The sequence below is a fragment of the Chryseobacterium viscerum genome (assembly GCF_025949665.1).
GTDB classification, from domain to species: domain Bacteria; phylum Bacteroidota; class Bacteroidia; order Flavobacteriales; family Weeksellaceae; genus Chryseobacterium; species Chryseobacterium viscerum_A.
The window spans coordinates 1,318,169-1,334,865 of record NZ_JAPDFT010000001.1; the positions used below are offsets into that span (position 1 = coordinate 1,318,169).

General features: G+C 36.0%; 18 protein-coding genes. 16 read left to right on the forward strand and 2 right to left on the reverse strand.

Going from position 1 to position 16,697, the window contains the following annotated elements; translation table 11 throughout:
* Position 1: 1 nt before the first annotated feature.
* The 16 genes from OL225_RS05940 (at position 2) to gcvP (ending at position 14,872) form a co-directional block, all read left to right on the forward strand.
* The gene (locus tag OL225_RS05940) at positions 2–778 is read left to right on the forward strand and encodes an alpha/beta fold hydrolase (RefSeq protein WP_264517623.1); all 777 of its coding nucleotides are present in this window, start codon (positions 2–4) and stop codon (positions 776–778) included.
* 87 nt (positions 779–865) lie between these two features.
* A complete protein-coding gene (locus OL225_RS05945) occupies positions 866–1,297 on the forward strand; it encodes a VOC family protein (RefSeq protein WP_047377588.1) in 432 nt (143 codons plus the stop codon).
* Between the two features lie 78 nt (positions 1,298–1,375).
* A complete protein-coding gene (locus tag OL225_RS05950) occupies positions 1,376–1,789 on the forward strand; it encodes an SRPBCC family protein (protein ID WP_047377587.1) in 414 nt (137 codons plus the stop codon).
* A 35-nt stretch (positions 1,790–1,824) separates the two neighbouring features.
* Positions 1,825–2,064 (forward strand): hypothetical protein, encoded by a 240-nt coding sequence (locus OL225_RS05955; protein ID WP_264517624.1) that lies wholly within the window; start codon positions 1,825–1,827, stop codon positions 2,062–2,064.
* A gap of 143 nt (positions 2,065–2,207) precedes the next feature.
* Positions 2,208–3,074: a VOC family protein gene (locus OL225_RS05960; RefSeq protein WP_264517625.1), complete on the forward strand. Its 867-nt coding sequence runs from the start codon at positions 2,208–2,210 to the stop codon at positions 3,072–3,074.
* Positions 3,075–3,121: 47 nt separating this feature from the next.
* The gene (locus OL225_RS05965; RefSeq protein WP_264517626.1) at positions 3,122–3,955 is read left to right on the forward strand and encodes an SDR family oxidoreductase; all 834 of its coding nucleotides are present in this window, start codon (positions 3,122–3,124) and stop codon (positions 3,953–3,955) included.
* A gap of 137 nt (positions 3,956–4,092) precedes the next feature.
* The gene (locus OL225_RS05970; RefSeq protein WP_047377584.1) at positions 4,093–4,521 is read left to right on the forward strand and encodes an ATPase; all 429 of its coding nucleotides are present in this window, start codon (positions 4,093–4,095) and stop codon (positions 4,519–4,521) included.
* Between the two features lie 69 nt (positions 4,522–4,590).
* Positions 4,591–5,049, forward strand: coding sequence for an SRPBCC family protein (locus OL225_RS05975; RefSeq protein ID WP_047377583.1), 459 nt, complete (start codon positions 4,591–4,593; stop codon positions 5,047–5,049).
* 125 nt (positions 5,050–5,174) lie between these two features.
* Entirely contained in the window at positions 5,175–5,633 is a 459-nt protein-coding gene (locus OL225_RS05980) for a DoxX family protein (RefSeq protein ID WP_264517627.1), read from the forward strand.
* 176 nt (positions 5,634–5,809) lie between these two features.
* Positions 5,810–7,813 carry a S9 family peptidase gene (locus OL225_RS05985; protein ID WP_264517628.1) on the forward strand — a complete coding sequence of 668 codons (2,004 nt, stop codon included), beginning with the start codon at positions 5,810–5,812 and terminating at the stop codon, positions 7,811–7,813.
* A gap of 502 nt (positions 7,814–8,315) precedes the next feature.
* Entirely contained in the window at positions 8,316–8,870 is a 555-nt protein-coding gene (locus OL225_RS05990) for an RNA polymerase sigma factor (protein ID WP_185145132.1), read from the forward strand.
* Positions 8,871–8,881: 11 nt separating this feature from the next.
* Positions 8,882–9,214, forward strand: coding sequence for a hypothetical protein (locus OL225_RS05995; protein WP_047377579.1), 333 nt, complete (start codon positions 8,882–8,884; stop codon positions 9,212–9,214).
* 91 nt (positions 9,215–9,305) lie between these two features.
* Entirely contained in the window at positions 9,306–9,563 is a 258-nt protein-coding gene (locus OL225_RS06000) for a hypothetical protein (RefSeq protein ID WP_047377578.1), read from the forward strand.
* Between the two features lie 143 nt (positions 9,564–9,706).
* A complete protein-coding gene (locus OL225_RS06005; protein ID WP_264517629.1) occupies positions 9,707–10,348 on the forward strand; it encodes an alpha/beta hydrolase in 642 nt (213 codons plus the stop codon).
* Between the two features lie 379 nt (positions 10,349–10,727).
* Positions 10,728–11,375, forward strand: a complete 648-nt coding sequence (locus tag OL225_RS06010) for a J domain-containing protein (RefSeq protein ID WP_264517630.1) — start codon at positions 10,728–10,730, stop codon at positions 11,373–11,375.
* Between the two features lie 638 nt (positions 11,376–12,013).
* Complete coding sequence (gene gcvP, locus OL225_RS06015) at positions 12,014–14,872, forward strand: aminomethyl-transferring glycine dehydrogenase (protein WP_264517631.1); 2,859 nt, start codon at positions 12,014–12,016, stop codon at positions 14,870–14,872.
* Between the two features lie 95 nt (positions 14,873–14,967).
* On the opposite strand, the gene OL225_RS06020 is transcribed toward gcvP, so the two are convergent.
* Positions 14,968–15,840, reverse strand: a complete 873-nt coding sequence (locus OL225_RS06020) for a hypothetical protein (protein WP_264517632.1) — start codon at positions 15,838–15,840, stop codon at positions 14,968–14,970.
* 434 nt (positions 15,841–16,274) lie between these two features.
* The gene (locus tag OL225_RS06025; protein ID WP_047377574.1) at positions 16,275–16,697 is read right to left on the reverse strand and encodes a hypothetical protein; all 423 of its coding nucleotides are present in this window, start codon (positions 16,695–16,697) and stop codon (positions 16,275–16,277) included.

Here is a 16,697-nt window from a genome sequence, read left to right on the forward strand (position 1 = left end):
AATGAATCCAGTAGAAACAGGCTATAAGAAAGTCAACGGAATCCAATTGTATTATGAGATCTATGGATCAGGAAAACCTTTGGTTTTAATTCATGGAGGAGGTTCTTCCATTTTGTATGATTTTAAAGAAGTTATTGCAAGACTGGAAGATAAGTTTCAGCTCATAGGAATAGACCTGCAAAACCATGGACGAAGTGAACACCGCGATATTCCTGAAACTTTTGAACAAGATGCAGACGATGTAGCCGGAGTACTGGCAGAGCTTAACATTGGAAAAGCTTCTTTCTGGGGCTTCAGTAATGGAGGAAGTACCGTAATGCAGATTGGGCACCGCCATCCCGGAATCGTTGAAAAACTGGTTGTTGCCTCAGCTTTTTATAAAAGAAGCGGAATGATAGACGGTTTTTTTGAAGGAATGCAGGATGCCACTTTTGATTCGATGCCGGAACCTTTCAAAATTAATTTTTTAAATCTTAATCCAGATTTCTCAAAACTGGAAAATCTTTTTGAGAAAGACTGCACAAGGATGCAGACATTTCAAGACTGGAATGATGAGGTACTGGCTTCTATCAAATCACCAACATTATTCATCAGCGGTGACCAGGACGTCATGAAACCGGAACATGCTGCAGCAATGTGGCGCCTGGTAAAAGGCTCCCGGTTAATGATACTTCCCGCAACTCACGGTGTCTATATGATGCCTGACTTTGACGGAAGTATGGATACCAACTTAATAGACTTTACCGTCAGAGAAGTAGAAAAATTTATAAACCACTAAGTGTTTTATTCATATTAAATTAATTAATCCTTAACGGATCATCAGTAGAAACTATATCTTATAATAATAACTTTAAAATTAAAAATCATGGCTAAATTAAATCCGTATCTGAATTTTGATGGAACAGCTGAAGAAGCGTTCAATTTTTACAAAACTGTTTTCGGTGGTGAATTCGTCGGAGGAATTCATAAAATGGGAAATGCTCCTGGTACAGAAAACCTTTCAGAAGAAGAAAAAAACAGGGTAATGCACATTGCTTTGCCTATTGGAGGTGACCTTTTAATGGCATCAGATATTGTACCCGGTTTTGGGCAGACGCTTACGGTAGGAAATAACAATTATGTTTCTATTTTCCCGGACTCCAGAAATGAGGCTGACAGAATTTTTAAAGAACTTTCTGATGGTGGAAATGTAGAAATGCCAATTGAAGATCAGTTTTGGGGAGACTATTTCGGATGCTTTCAGGATAAATATGGTGTTCATTGGATGGTGAACTATAATGATGAATACGCAAAATAATCCTATATTTAACTAATTATAAAAAGAGGTGCCCATTTTTTTGGGCAGCTCTTTATTCTAACTATAAAAAACAGAACTATGGATCCAATTAAAATAGACATTACAATTTTAGCACCCGTTGAAAAAGTCTGGAATTATTTCAATGAGCCAAAGCACATCACAAAATGGAATTTTGCCCATGAAACCTGGCAGTGCCCTAGTTCTGAAAATAATCTTACAGTAGGAGGCAAATTCAAAAACAGAATGGAAGCGAAAGACAAAAGTTTCGGATTTGATTTTGAAGGAGTTTATGATGAAATTATTCCTCACGAAGTGATCAAATATCATATGGAGGACGGACGGAAAGTAGAAGTTGTTTTCGATAAAATAGATGAAAACACAACGAAAGTTATTGAAATTTTCGATCCGGAAAAACAAAATTCTGTGGAAATGCAACGGGATGGCTGGTATGCTATTCTTAATAATTTCCACAAGTATGTTGAGAATCATTAACACTATTTTTTGTAGCCATGATCAATCTAGTTATCATGTCCAAGAGTTTAAACTCCATTTATGCTTTTAATTATGACTCTGCAGAACAGTTCCTTCACGGAGTGATTGCAATACCTGCGAGAAGAGCCTTAGAAAAAGAAAAAATAAATTCTTTGGAAAAACTTTCAGATTATTCCGAGAAGGAAATTATGCAGCTGCATGGTTTCGGGAAAAATACGATGGTGAAACTGAAGAATTATATGAAAGAAAATCAGGTCTGTTTTAAAGAAGCATAATAAGTATACAACTGGAAAATTTTGCAGTGTCATTGCAATAAAGCGGAATCATATCGTTTAAATGCAAAGGCATAAGATTTCTTTTGCTGTTGTATAGAGAATTTAAAAATATAAATACATTATCCCTGTTAAAATTTAAAAGTATGAATAACGATATTTTCCCATGTCTCTGGTATGATGGAGACGCCAAGCAGTCTGCAGAATTTTATTGTAAAGTTTTTGGAGGTGAAATCACTGCAGATACACCCGTGGTAATGAATATTGACTTGTTTGGACAAAGAGTAATGCTTTTGAACGGCGGTCCGCAATTCAAAAAAAATCCTTCCATCTCTTTCATGGTAATTTGTGAAACAGAAGATGAGGTTCAAAAATACTGGGATACGCTGTTGGATGGCGGGCTGGCTTTGATGGAGCTGGGATCTTACTCATGGAGTAAAAAATATGGCTGGGTTCAGGATCAATATGGAGTAACGTGGCAGTTGTTTTTGGGCGAAAAAGAAAGTGAACAAAAGATCATACCTACTTTGATGTTCATCCATCAGAACAACGGAAAAGCAAAAGAGGCAATGGAACTTTACACCAAAACATTCCCCAATTCAAGCATAAGAAACATATTGACCTATGGAGCAGGAAGTGAAGGCCACGATATCCCGGAACCGGCAGAAAATGTTCAGCATGCTCATTTTATGATAGACAATTACAGCTTATTCTGCATGGATAATTCTTATGATCACCAGTTTGACTTCAATGAAGGAATATCATTGGTGGTAATGACAGATGACCAGCAGCAGACCGATAACTACTGGAACACGCTGACAGCAGACGGCGGCAGGGAAAGTATGTGCGGCTGGCTGAAAGATAAATATGGATTGAGCTGGCAGATAGTGCCTAAAAGACTTATTCAGCTAATGAACGATTCCAATCAGGAAAAAGCTTATAAAGTGGTTCAGGCAATGATGAAAATGCAGAAAATTATCATCCAGGATCTGGAAGATGCATATAATTCTTAATCTGTTTCGGCGTATTGTTTGATGTACTTTAGAGAAAAGATTTGCATATGAAGACACAGAACAAATCAGAATCTAAGTCAAAAGTCCCTAAAGAAGGGCTGTTTCCGGAAATTATCCGGAACGATTATCAGGGAAGCCGGAAGCTGAAGGGTAAAAAAGCAGTTATTTCCGGGGGAGACAGCGGCATAGGACAGGCTGTAGCCGTTCATTTTGCCAGAGAAGGAGCAGACGTTGCTATTATCTATAAAGAAAGTAATGATGATGCCAAAGAAACCCAAAAACTGGTTGAAAAAGAGGGACAGAAGTGCTTACTTATAAAAGGTGATCTTACCCGGAAAGTATTCAGAACCAAATGTGCGGACAAGATTAAAAAAGAATGGAAGAAACTTGATATTCTGGTTAATAATGCCGGAATTCATACCTCTAAAAGCAGTCTGGAAAAAATCTCTGATGAACAGATTCAGGAAACATTTGATACCAATATCATTTCTATGATTTCTTTCACCAGAAATTTTCTTCCGCTGATCGGAAAAGGAGGAAGAATTATCTGTACAACCTCTGTCACAGCGTACCGCGGAAGTGATCATTTACTTGACTATGCGGCTACAAAAGGAGCGGTGTTGTCTTTTATCCGTTCATTGGCGGATAATCTTGCCGGAAAAGGAATTCTGGTGAATGGAATTGCACCCGGACCTATTTGGACTCCGCTTGTGAAAGAAGCTTTTGATGACCTTTCCAGGTTTGGAAAAGATACTCCGCTGAAGCGTGCGGGACAGCCGTCGGAAGTAGCTCCGGCTTATGTATTTCTTGCTTCTAAAGATGCAAGCTATATTACAGGAGAAATTATTCATATTAACGGAGGTGATTTCGTCGGAGGATAGAATGAAACGCTGGAAACTGGAAACCAGAAGTTAGAAGTTAGAAAATCGCAGTTCAATACACTCTTACTCTCTAACCCTCAAACCCTCAAACACAATCACCTGCAACCTATTACCTAAAACCAAACACCTAAAATATAATGGAAAAATTATCATACGAAATAGAAATCAATGCTGAACCTGAAAAAGTATGGAGTGTCCTTTGGGGAGATATTACATACAGGCAATGGACAACAGCATTTACAGATGGTTCTTTCTATGAAGGAACGCTCGAAGAGAATAATATTGTTAAATTTCTTGATCCCAAAAATAATGGGATGTACAGCAGAGTAGAAAAAGTTATTCCCAACGAAGAAATAAAATTTCTGCACCTGGGAGAAATTTATGAAGGGATTGAAGTTCCTCAGGATTGGGGAGAAGCAACAGAAGCTTATTTTCTTGAAGAAAATGAAGAAGGAACACTATTGAAAACAGAAATTCAGACCCCTGCGGAATTTAAAGAATTTTTTGAAGAGAAATTTCCAAAAGCGATGACCATCGTTAAGCATCTTTCAGAAAATCAGCTGTAAATATCTCAGGTTGAAATACACCTGATATTGAAAGTAATTCATAGCCAAATCACTTTAAAAAATAAAAAAATGGAAACCTTATCATACGAAACAGTAATTGATGCTCCTCTACAGAAAGTATGGGACATTCTTTGGAACCCTGAAACTTATAGTGAATGGACCCGGTTTTTCGGTGCAGGATCTGTTATGAAGTCCGATTGGAAGGTAGGTGGAAAGACCTATTTTCTTAATGCTGAGGGAGAAGGAATGGTTTCAACTATAGACAGTATGGAAGAACCCAATCAGATTGTTTTTAAACATCTGGGAATGGTAGATAAAAATGGAGTAGAAGACACTCAAAGCAAAGAAGTAATGGAATGGAACGGAAGCTTTGAAAAATATTTTTTAATAGACTTTGGAGGGAAAACAAAACTTCATGCTGAAGTTCAGGTTGAAAAACAATGGGAAGATCATATGAACACTGGCTTTACAAAAGGATTGACGGTTGTGAAAAGCCTTGCAGAAGGAGTAAGCCTTGATTCTGTGTGATTGAAGTTCAAAGTTTAAAGTTTAAAGTTCAAGGTTTAAAGTTTAGGACAGTTGTCTTGATATCCATCCCTAATCCCTGCCACCTGCTACCTATCATCTATTATCTATTATCTATCAACTAAAAAATGAAACTACTCGTAATACTTTTCGTAACATGTATTTTGGCTTTACTAGGGACTTTTTTGTTTCAGGGGAAGCCGGATTTTATATTCTCTGGAAACCTGGGAATGGCTGTATTTATCATATTTACAGGTTTTTCTCATTTTAAGTTTCAAAAAGGGATGGAAATGATGATCCCGGATTTTATGCCCGCAAAAATGTTTTGGGTCTATTGTACAGGAGTACTGGAAATTGCCGCGGGAATTGGGCTTATGATTCCGGCTATTCGTGAGATAACCGCAATTTTACTCATTGTTTTTTATGTCCTGGTTTTTATAGCCAATATCAATTCTTCCAGGAAAAAGATTAATATTTTTAAAGCCGATTACACAGGTCCTGGAATGAAGTACTTTTATACTCAAAGGATTCCCATGCAGATTATCTTAATCGTCTGGACATGGTATTTCGGAATATATTTACACTAAATAAAAAAGACAGTCACTAAGGCTGTCTTTTTCATATAATTGATATTTTTTTCATTAATTGATAAAAACAGTGTAACGTTTTGTGGGTATAATATGTCTTATTATATAAATGCATTTATTTTCTATTGTTTTAAAAATGAGTGCCTTCTATAACTTTAACCTTTAAAACAGAAGTTATGAACCTAAATCACAACATTTTCGGTACAGCCCTTATTGTACTATCTACCATTATGACCAACGCACAGAGCTCTACTGCCAAACTGCCGGGAGATCCTACTTTGCCATCTTCCAAAGCCAATCTTGAGAAGCTGATTTCTTATGACAAAGGAAACTTTAAATACAAAGTGGAAGACTATTTTGCAAGACCAAAAGCTTCAGCATTTAAAATTTCTCCTGACGGAAAATACCTTTCCTATAAAGAAAAAGACCAGGATAAAAAGAACCACGTGTATGTAAAAGACCTGAGTTCAGGAAAAATTACCAAAGCCATCGTGGAAAAAGATGATCTGATCAGAGGCTATGGCTGGCTGAACAAAAAACGCCTTTACTACACTCAGGATAGAGGAGGAAATGAGAACATTCATTTGTATGCTGCAGATGCAGATGGTGGAAATCAGAAGGACTTGACACCATTTGACGGAGTAAAAGTACAATCAATTATTCCTATAAAAGATACGGATTTTGTTGTAGTTACCCTCAATAAAAATAATAAACAGATTTTTGAGCCTTTTAAAATCAATTTCGTTACCGGAGAAATGACCCAGCTATATGAAAATAAAGATGTCAACAGTCCTATTGACGACTATCTTTTTGATAAAGATGGAAATTTGAGAGGTTATAGTGTTCTTGAAAACGGATTAACCACAAAAACCTATTATAAAGATCTGCAGACAGGAAAATTCAATCTGATTAAATCTGCAGATTGGTCTGATACTTTCAGCATTATAGAATTTAATGAAAATTCTAAAAATAAAGATGAAGCGTATGTAGTAACGAATCTGGATAGCGATAAAGCGAGAATTGTGCTGTATGATCTGAAAAAAAATGCTGTGATAAAAGAGATTTATTCTAATCCTGTATATGATGTAAGCTCCATAAGCACTGCCGGTAAAAACAGAAATTACGAACTTGATTTTATAAGCTATGAAGGAACTAAAGGAGAAACAGTTCCGGTAAGTAAATTTTATAAAGAAATACATGACAAATTAAAAGCTCAGTTTGGAGATAAGGAATTTGGGATTGCTTCTTCAGATGATAATAATGATAAACTTCTGGTTGTGGTAGGAAGTGATAAGCTCTACGGAACCTATTATGAATATGACACCAAAACCAAGCAGACCAAACTTCTCTACAACCTGATGCCTCAGCTGAAGGAAGAAGATATGGCTGAAATGAGACCTATCGAATTTAAAAGCAGAGATGGAATGACCATTCATGGATATATTACATTGCCTAAAGCAGCACTGGAAGGTAAAAAAGTTCCTTTGATTGTAAATCCTCATGGCGGCCCGCAGGGAATCAGAGACAGCTGGGGATTCAATCCGGAAACACAATTGTTTGCAAGCAGAGGATATGCTACTCTTCAGGTGAACTTCAGAATTTCAGGAGGATATGGAAAATCATTCCAGAAAGCCGGATACAAACAAATCGGAAGAAAAGCCATGGATGATGTGGAAGATGGTGTAAAATACGCCATTGAACAGGGATGGGTAGATAAAGATAAAGTAGCTATTTACGGAGGAAGCCATGGAGGGTATGCAACATTAATGGGATTGATCAAAACTCCGGATTTGTATACCTGTGGAGTGGATTACGTAGGAGTATCCAATATTTTTACCTTCTTTGCTTCTTTCCCGGAATACTGGAAACCTTATAAAGAAATGGTAAAACAAATCTGGTATGATCTGGATAATCCAGAAGAAGCTAAAATTGCTAAGGAAGTTTCTCCCGTGTTCCAGATTGATAAAATCAAGAAACCATTATTTGTGGTGCAGGGAGCTAATGATCCAAGAGTAAACATCAATGAATCTGATCAGATTGTAAAAGCAATGCGTGCTAAAGGTTTTGAAGTTCCTTATCTGGTAAAATATGATGAAGGGCACGGATTTGGAAAAGAACCGAACAGAATTGAACTTTATAAATCCATGTTAGGATTCTTTGCAGAAAATTTTAATAAGTAACTAATAATTTTATAATGTGGAAACGGAGGGCTAAGGTCTTCCGTTTCTTTTTTTTGTTATTATGACTAGGTGTTTAGATTCCTACGGAATGACAAGCTGTATGGATAAACTATCATTACAATTGTGTTATTCCGTAGGAATCTAAGATGAAGTTAGAAATTGAGAATGGATAAAAAGGTTTTTATCATTCATCAATATTTCATTTGTTATTTATCATTTTAGCCCCGATAGCAGCGGTTACCCCGGAACATGAGTGGGAGCGTCGGAGGGTAAGAGCGTGGGATCGTTTGGTGTGAGGAGTATGAGCGGATAGCGGGAAAAAGCTTCCTTAAAAAAATAAGCAATGATTAATAAGTAATGAATAATTTGGCGATAATTTGAGAGATAAAAATATCGATGAATAAAAGAAAAATTGAATTATAAGAAAAATATTTTAAATTTATTAAAGTAAAACCAAAAGATTAGCCGTCATAGCAGTATGGAGGTTGTCGAAAAAATAACAATGCCACAGAAAGAGAAAGAAAGCATCATCTCGCAGACCGTTTCCAACTACGGAGGGAAGCTGATGTCTTATATTCGTCCGAAAGTGAAAAACACGGAGGATGCGGAAGATATTCTGCAGGAAGTGTGGTATCAGTTCAGTAGCCTTACGAATATTTCGGAGATCGTAAATGTTGGTGGGTGGTTATACAGAGTAACGGCAAATAAAATCACAGACCGTTACCGCAAAAAGAAAACAGAAAATCTTGAAGATTTCGTATATGAAGATGAAGACGGCAGTTTTTCTATCAAGGATATTCTTCTGATGGATGAGAGCGCTGGCCCTGAAGTGAAAATGTTTCAGGATGAGATCTGGAAAAAACTGTTTGAAGCACTTGATGAACTTCCCGAAAAACAAAGGCTGGTCTACGTAGAAAATGAACTGAATGACAAAACCCTCCAGGAGATTGCCGATGAACAGGGAGAAAACATCAAGACCATCATCAGTAGAAAAAACTATGCTGTGAAGCATTTGAGAAACAGATTGAGAAAATTATACGAAGATTTAAAAAGTTAGAAAAAGAAATTATGAATCATAAACACAAAAAGGGTTGGATTTTTTTATTGTTATGCCCGCCATTAATTTTAGCCGCTGTTACATGGATTGTAATGCTGCTCTGGAATTGTCTTCTCCCAGAGATTTTAGGAGTGAAAACGATTACTTTCTGGCAGGCAATGGGAATACTGATCCTAAGTAAAATTCTTTTCGGAGGTTTCCATTTCGGTAAAGGAATGAAAGACTTCAAGGAAAGAAAAATGAGAGAAAAAATGGAAAGCTGGTCCCCTGAGGAAAGAGAAAAATTCAAAGAGGTTTGGCGAAATAAATGCTCGGGAGGATTCTTCAACAGAAATAACGAATAATTTGAAAATTTTAAAGAAGTAGTAAAGTAAAATTAGAATTCATTCGTCTCTATAAAAAACAAGAAGTAGTAAAATTTAAAATTTTGAAAAAATGAAAAATTCAGCATTAAAAGGAGCTCTTGGAGCATTAGCCGTTGTGGGTGTAGCCTTAATCGCTAAAAAAGCAATACAAAGAAAAAGATTTATCAAAGGTATTTTTGATGAATATGGAATCAAGGAGAAATCTCCTTTCGGACTGGCAGATAAGATCAGAGAAATGAATGATGAGCAATATCAGGAACTGAAAGGGAAATTCAAAAAAGAATTCCATTCAAGATGCTGCAGAAAGGATAATACCTGCGAAGCATAATACGTAAAGACTAAATTGAAATTGTTAATTCCGGCGCGGGAAGCTCTGCTTCCCGCGCCGGAATTTTTTATTTAAAACAAGCTGCTAAGAGATGTTTTAGTCCTACATTTGTTTCTTTATTATTAAAGATTACTCAGAAGATTATGAAAATCAGAAATATTTTTATGGCGGTGCTGTCATTTTTCTCAGTCATTATTTATGGGCAGTATTCCGGACAGAAACAATATGTTTTCTTTTTGCATAATAAATTTTTAGAAGGGCATTCTTTAGAGGAGAAGCACCCAAAATACGAGGTTGCAGAATATGAAGAAATACTCAATAAATTAAAGGATAAAAATACGATTGTGATTTCTGAGAAAAGAAAAGCAGATACCGATCCCATAGCGTATGCAGGAAAGGTGAGAAAGCAGATTGACAGTCTGATGAAAAAAGGAATTCAGGCTGGAAGGATTACCGTTGTAGGAACTTCGCAGGGAGGATATATTGCGCAGTATGTGTCTTATTATGAAAAGAATCCGGACTTGAAATTTGTGATTATTGGAGCGAGTTTTAAAGATGATTCTTTGGAAAAAGATAAAAACTTTAAGCTTTATGGAAGAATTCTTTCCATTACGGAGAAATCAGATGACGGGCATCTGCCGTTATCAAAGGAACAGAGATTGATGAGATCTGATATTAAAGATTTTAAAGAAATAGAGCTTAACACTGGTTTACAACATGGTTTTCTTTTTAAAGCACTCAATGATTGGATAACTCCTACTAAGGATTGGGTTTCCCGGAAATAGATGCTGGTTGGTCTATTAACGTTTAGTTCTTATGATTGAAGTTACTACGAAATGATCTGCGTAATCTGTGAAATCTGCGGGTAGAAATTAAAGTTGAGATTCCTCGCTATGCTCGGAATGACAAAAGGACTGTTGAACTCATTCAATTCGCAGCATTTGTTGATAAGTACAATTTTATCGAAGATAAAATCTTTGCGTCTTAAAACATACAGTTTGAAAAAGAATTAGCGTCTTTGCGCTTTCCAGCCTTAAAATAATAAACGATATTGAGATTGCTTCATCTTCGATTCGCAATGACTTTTAGATTTTTTTTTCTATCAAAATTTTACCATAAACATCAAACACAAAGAAAAATAAATCCTTATTTTTGTATTTCTCAATGAAAGACTACTACTATTTTCTCGGTATATCCCAGGATGCTTCAGAAGAAGACGTCAAAAAAGCGTATCGGAAACTGTCTCTAAAATATCATCCTGATAAAAATGACAATGACGATTTTTTTGCTGACCGTTTTCGTGAAATTCAGGAAGCTTATGAAACATTGAGTGATTCTGTAAGAAGACGCGCTTACGATCAGAATTTAGAAAGTCATCAAAAAAGTTTCAGATATAATATTCCACCTGCAATCAAAACTTTTACAGCGAATAAAATTCACGCAAAAAAAGGGGAGGAGATTATCATCAACTGGCAGACGAGTAATGCCGATGTGGTGAAGGTATTGCCTTTTGGATTGGAAAAGCCGTATGGAGAGAGAATCTTTAAAATCACAGAATTTAAAGACGGAAAATTCCAGCTTCTGCTTCATGCAACGAATTCTCTTTTGCACAAAACCGTTGTTCAGGGAATTACCATCACAGAAGTTTTTGAGAACGATTCTGAAAAATTCAAAAATTCTGTGGAAGAAATGTTTAAGCCACAACCCAGAACACGAATTAACAAATCCGGCCAGCCTAAAATTATGATGCTGATCTGGGGCGTTATTATTTTAGCAATTGCTATTTATATGCTGATAAAAAACTTCAACTAGTTTATGCCATTTTCTTTCTTCCAGGGCATTTTTTGCATCTTTTCCCTTTCTTGAACTTTTTACAGCATGATTTCTTTTCACAAAACATCTCTTTGTTATTGAATGAGTAAGGTGCCAAAGGCGGAACTTTAAAAGGGACAATCATATTCATGCTGCAAATATATTAATTTAGAATAAATATAATTAATAAAATTTCATAAAATTCTTTAAACCTGATGTATAGCAGATATTGCTTGCTTTCTGATGGATGATCTTACCTGAATTCTATCCCGGATTACTTCTTGAATTCTCCTTGAATTGAGCTTATGTTTACATTTTGAATAAAACTAATAATTGTAGAATGTTTTAAAAATAAGTTTAGCCAATAAGATAGGAATTGATGAATAATTCACATTATTTTAAATAAAATGGCAGTATTTTATTGAGTGTAAATTGATTGTTTTGTTGCATATTATGTATGGAATAGGGAATGTGTTTGTTGGAATTTATATAAACTATGGTAAAAGGTTATTAAAAATAAAGTGTGATAAAAATCACAAATATTTTTGTGAATTATCACCCCGGATATGCTCTTGTACAATCATTCAAAAAATTGTAATTTTACACATCTTTTTACAAACAAAATCTAATAAATAAAAATGAATACAGAACAGTTTGTGAGCCGTCACATTTCCCTTAATGAAGCCGATAAACAGGCGATGTTGGAGAAACTTGGCGTTTCTAGTATTGAAGAGTTAATTTCTCAGACCATTCCATCTTCTATCCGTTTAGAGAAAGATCTTGAGATCTCGGAACCGCTTTCTGAATACGAAATGTTGAACCATTCAAAAGAATTGGCATCTAAAAATACAGATTATACGAGTTATATCGGATTTGGATACCACAATACACTTTTGCCTTCAGCAATCCAGAGAAATATTTTTGAAAACCCTAGCTGGTATACAGCTTATACACCGTATCAGGCAGAAATTGCACAGGGAAGACTTGAAGCTCTTCTTAATTTCCAGACGGTAGTATGTGATCTTACAGGTTTTGCATTGGCTAATGCATCTTTGCTGGATGAATCTACTGCTGCAGCTGAAGCAATGCATATGTTCTTCAACAACAGAACGAAAGATCAGAAAAAAGCAGGAGCTAATAAGTTCTTCATTTCTGACCTTGTTCTTCCTCAAACAGTTTCTGTATTAAAAACAAAAGCTGAAGGATTAGAAATTGAAATTGTAGTAGGAGATCATAAAACACACCAGTTTGATGGTTCTTATTATGGAGTTTTATTACAGTATCCTGGTAAAAACGGAATCGTTTTAGATTATACAGAAGATATCGTAGAATACAAAAAACTGGATCTTCAGGTAGCAGTTGCTTGTGATCCTATGGCTTTGGTTAAACTAAAGTCTCCTGCAGAAATGGGAGCTGACTGTGCGGTAGGTACTACACAGAGATTTGGTATTCCATTAGGATACGGAGGTCCTCACGCAGCTTTCTTTGCTTGTAGAGAAGACTATAAAAGAGATATTCCGGGAAGAATCATCGGAGTTTCTCAGGATATGTACGAAAGACGTGCATTAAGAATGGCACTGCAGACAAGAGAACAGCATATCAAAAGAGAGAAAGCTACTTCAAACATCTGTACAGCTCAGGTTCTTTTGGCGGTAATGGCAGGAATGTATGCTGTTTATCACGGTCCAAAAGGATTAAACTATATTGCAGATCAGATTCACTTTAAAGCAAATGCTTTGAAAAATGGTCTTAAAGCATTAGGTTATCAGGTAGTAGAAGAGCCAATCTTCGATACAGTGAAAATCACAATGGCTGAAGATGAAAAAGGAAGATTAGTAAGATTGATGCTTGATCACAAACTTAACCTTAACTATTTTACAGAAGGTGTGGTAAGTATCGCGATCAACGAAAGTACAACATTAGAAAAATTAAACTATCTGATGGCTTCTTTCGCTCAGTTTAAAGACAAGCAGACTTTCAAATTAGAAATCAAAGAAGGATACAGCATTCCTGAAGAAAATTTAAGAAAAGACGAAATTCTTACGGAATCAGTATTCAATAAATACCACACAGAAACGGAATTGATGCGTTACATCAAACGTCTTGAGAGAAAAGATTTATCATTGACACATTCAATGATTTCTTTAGGATCTTGTACAATGAAACTGAACGCAGCCACTCAGATGTTACCGCTTTCATGGGAAAACTGGGGTGCAGTTCACCCATTTGTACCTGTAAATCAGGCTGAAGGTTACCAGGAAATGATCCGTGAATTAGAGAAAGACTTAGCAGAAATTACAGGTTTTGCAGGAACTTCTCTTCAGCCAAACTCTGGAGCTCAGGGAGAATATGCAGGATTAATGGTAATCAGAGAGTACCATATCTCAAGAGGAGACCACCACAGAAATGTAGTGTTGATCCCTCAGTCTGCACACGGAACCAACCCGGCTTCTGCAGCTATGGCAGGAATGAAAATCGTAGTTGTGAAAAACCTTGAAAACGGTGAAATCGACTTCGAAGATCTTAAAGCTAAAACAGAACTTCATTCAGCAAACTTATCAGCTGTAATGATTACTTATCCGTCTACTTACGGATTCTTTGATGCAAACATTAAAGAAATTACCAACCTTATCCACGAACACAGAGGACAGGTATATATGGATGGTGCCAACATGAACGCTCAGGTAGGATTTACAAGTCCTGGAAACATCGGAGCTGACGTTTGCCACCTTAACCTTCACAAAACTTTCGCAATTCCTCACGGAGGTGGAGGTCCTGGAGTAGGCCCAATTTGTGTAGCTAAACACTTAGTACCTTTCCTTCCTTCCAACGCGAATATCAGAATCGGGTCTAAAGAAGCTATTGAAGGTATTTCTGCTGCACCTTACGGTTCAGGATTGATCCTAAATATTTCTTATTCTTACATCAAAATGTTAGGAACTGAAGGTCTTAAAAAGGCTACAGGACACGCTATCATGAATGCTAACTATCTGAAAGAAATTTTAGCTGAGCATTTCCCTATCTTATATTCAAACGAAAACGGAAGAGTAGCTCACGAATGTATCGTAGATTTCCGTCAGTTCAAATCTTTAGGAATTGAAGTGGCTGATGTGGCGAAGAGATTAATGGATTATGGTTTCCATGCTCCTACCGTTTCTTTCCCGGTTGCAGGTACATTGATGATTGAGCCTACAGAATCTGAAAGCAAGTCTGAAATTGATCGTTTTGCAGAAGCATTGATCTCTATCAAAAAAGAAATTGATGAAATTGCTAACGGAGAAGCAGATGCGGCTAACAACGTATTGAAAAATGCTCCTCACACAGAACAATTGGTAATCTCTGATTCTTGGGATAAACCATATAGCAGAGAAAAGGCAGCTTATCCATTAGAGTGGGTAAGGGACCACAAATTCTTCGCTTCTGTATCAAGAGTAGATGAAGCTTACGGAGACAGAAACTTAGTATGTACTTGTGAGCCGATTGAAGCTTATATGTAATCTCAGTTTTTTAACTATAAGAAATCCCTTTCAGTAATGAGAGGGATTTTTGTTTTTTACAGTCATTGCGAGCGTAGCGAAGCAATCTCAATTTTCTATTCATATATTTTATATTTTTCCGCATAATTTTCTTTTGCCTTAAAATGCCCTGATTTTTTATCATAAAGAAAAATATATTCCACAGGGATTTTTTGAAAAGGGTGATCAGCAGAATAACTGACCTGCTTACCATTTATTGTTGTAAAGTCATACCAGTCACCATCCGGAGTCCGCCCACGGACTAATACGGATTTTCCTTTGAAAGCAATATCGTTGACCCTGTCATTATTATAGTCTTTGATCTTTAATTGTAATTCATACGGTTCATACACTTTGTTATCTTCATGAGCATCATAAGTTCTTAGATTAAAGTCATAATATCCCTCATATACATTTTCCAGAGAATCTGCTGACACTTTATAAAGTTCATGCCCGCCATTTCCATGACCTGTTACAATGATTGCCAGCAAAAAAGGATTTTCTTTTGGGAAAATTGAAACAAATTCATACCGCTCAGCAGCTAATGTTTTGACAAGCTTTCCATTCTTCGTTAACAACAGCTGATATTTCCAGGGGTATTTTGAGGTAGATCCGGTTTTCCAGTCGTATTCAATAAAATAATAGTCCTCATCTGAACCATTGATTTTTACCTTCCTGAATACTGTTATTTTTTCACTTTCCTGCTGAGATGGGCTTTCATGAATATGAAGATCAAAAGCCTGACGGAGATTTTGGATAAACTTCGAAGAATCTTTGATTGCAGGGTAATCGGCAAGATATTTAAACGGAGTAGGGGCTGTAGGCTTTACATCTTCTTTATCTTTTTCTGTATGCTGAATTTGAATGATCTCTTCTTTTTTAGCCTCTTGCCTGCGGGTGCAGTTAAAGATAAGCAAAGGTAAAAGTGCTGAGAGAAGTATTTTTTTCATGAGGTTGTTAGTTGTAAAAGAATGATGAAATATATTGGATTTTAATGAAATATCAATGGCTTAAGAATCTTTTTTAAAACAAAATCACCTCTCAAAACTGAGAGGTGTTCTATTGTTTTCTGTCATATTCTTTTATCTCCTTTTAAAGCTATAGGCAAGCAGAATCGCTACGCCCATAGTTACGCAGGTTATAATTGAAATAGTTTCAATTGAAATTCCACTTTTCATCTGTGTGTTTTCTTTTTCACATGAAAAAAAGAATAATACTGCCATAAACAGACAGACCGAGAGTAATTTTTTATTCATAAACGCATTTGTTTGGTTATGAAAGTTTTACAGCAAAAAGTATACCGGATTTGTAGACTTAAAAACCCTTTTGTTGTAAGGTTTTTGGCTATACTGATGGTTGGCAATAAATGATTTAACGTAAACAATTAGGACAAATCGTTAATCTTATAAACGATTTTCTTTATCAATCCCCGGTTTCCAAAATAGCAAAGTAAATGATTGATCAAAAGTGCTGAAAAAGGAAACAGATTGCCGAAGATATCTTTAAAATTAACCATAGTAATAATGAGAAAAATAAGCGAAAAGAGATTGAGTTTCCATAACTTTACTTGGTAAGTCAGTATTTTGTTGTTTTCATTATAAGTGAATTTCCCATTATCAATTAAAGATAAATAGTGCCAATTGGATCTTTCTTTGAAAAGACCTTCATCGAAGGAAACAAACTCCGGCCCGTAAAGAATATTTTGAACCCTTTCTTCTTTTAACAGATCTCGTACTGCGTAAATAACCTGATCAGAAGTTTTATCTTTTGTGATTTCTTTTTCAAAAGTATAAGTAAATGGGAACAT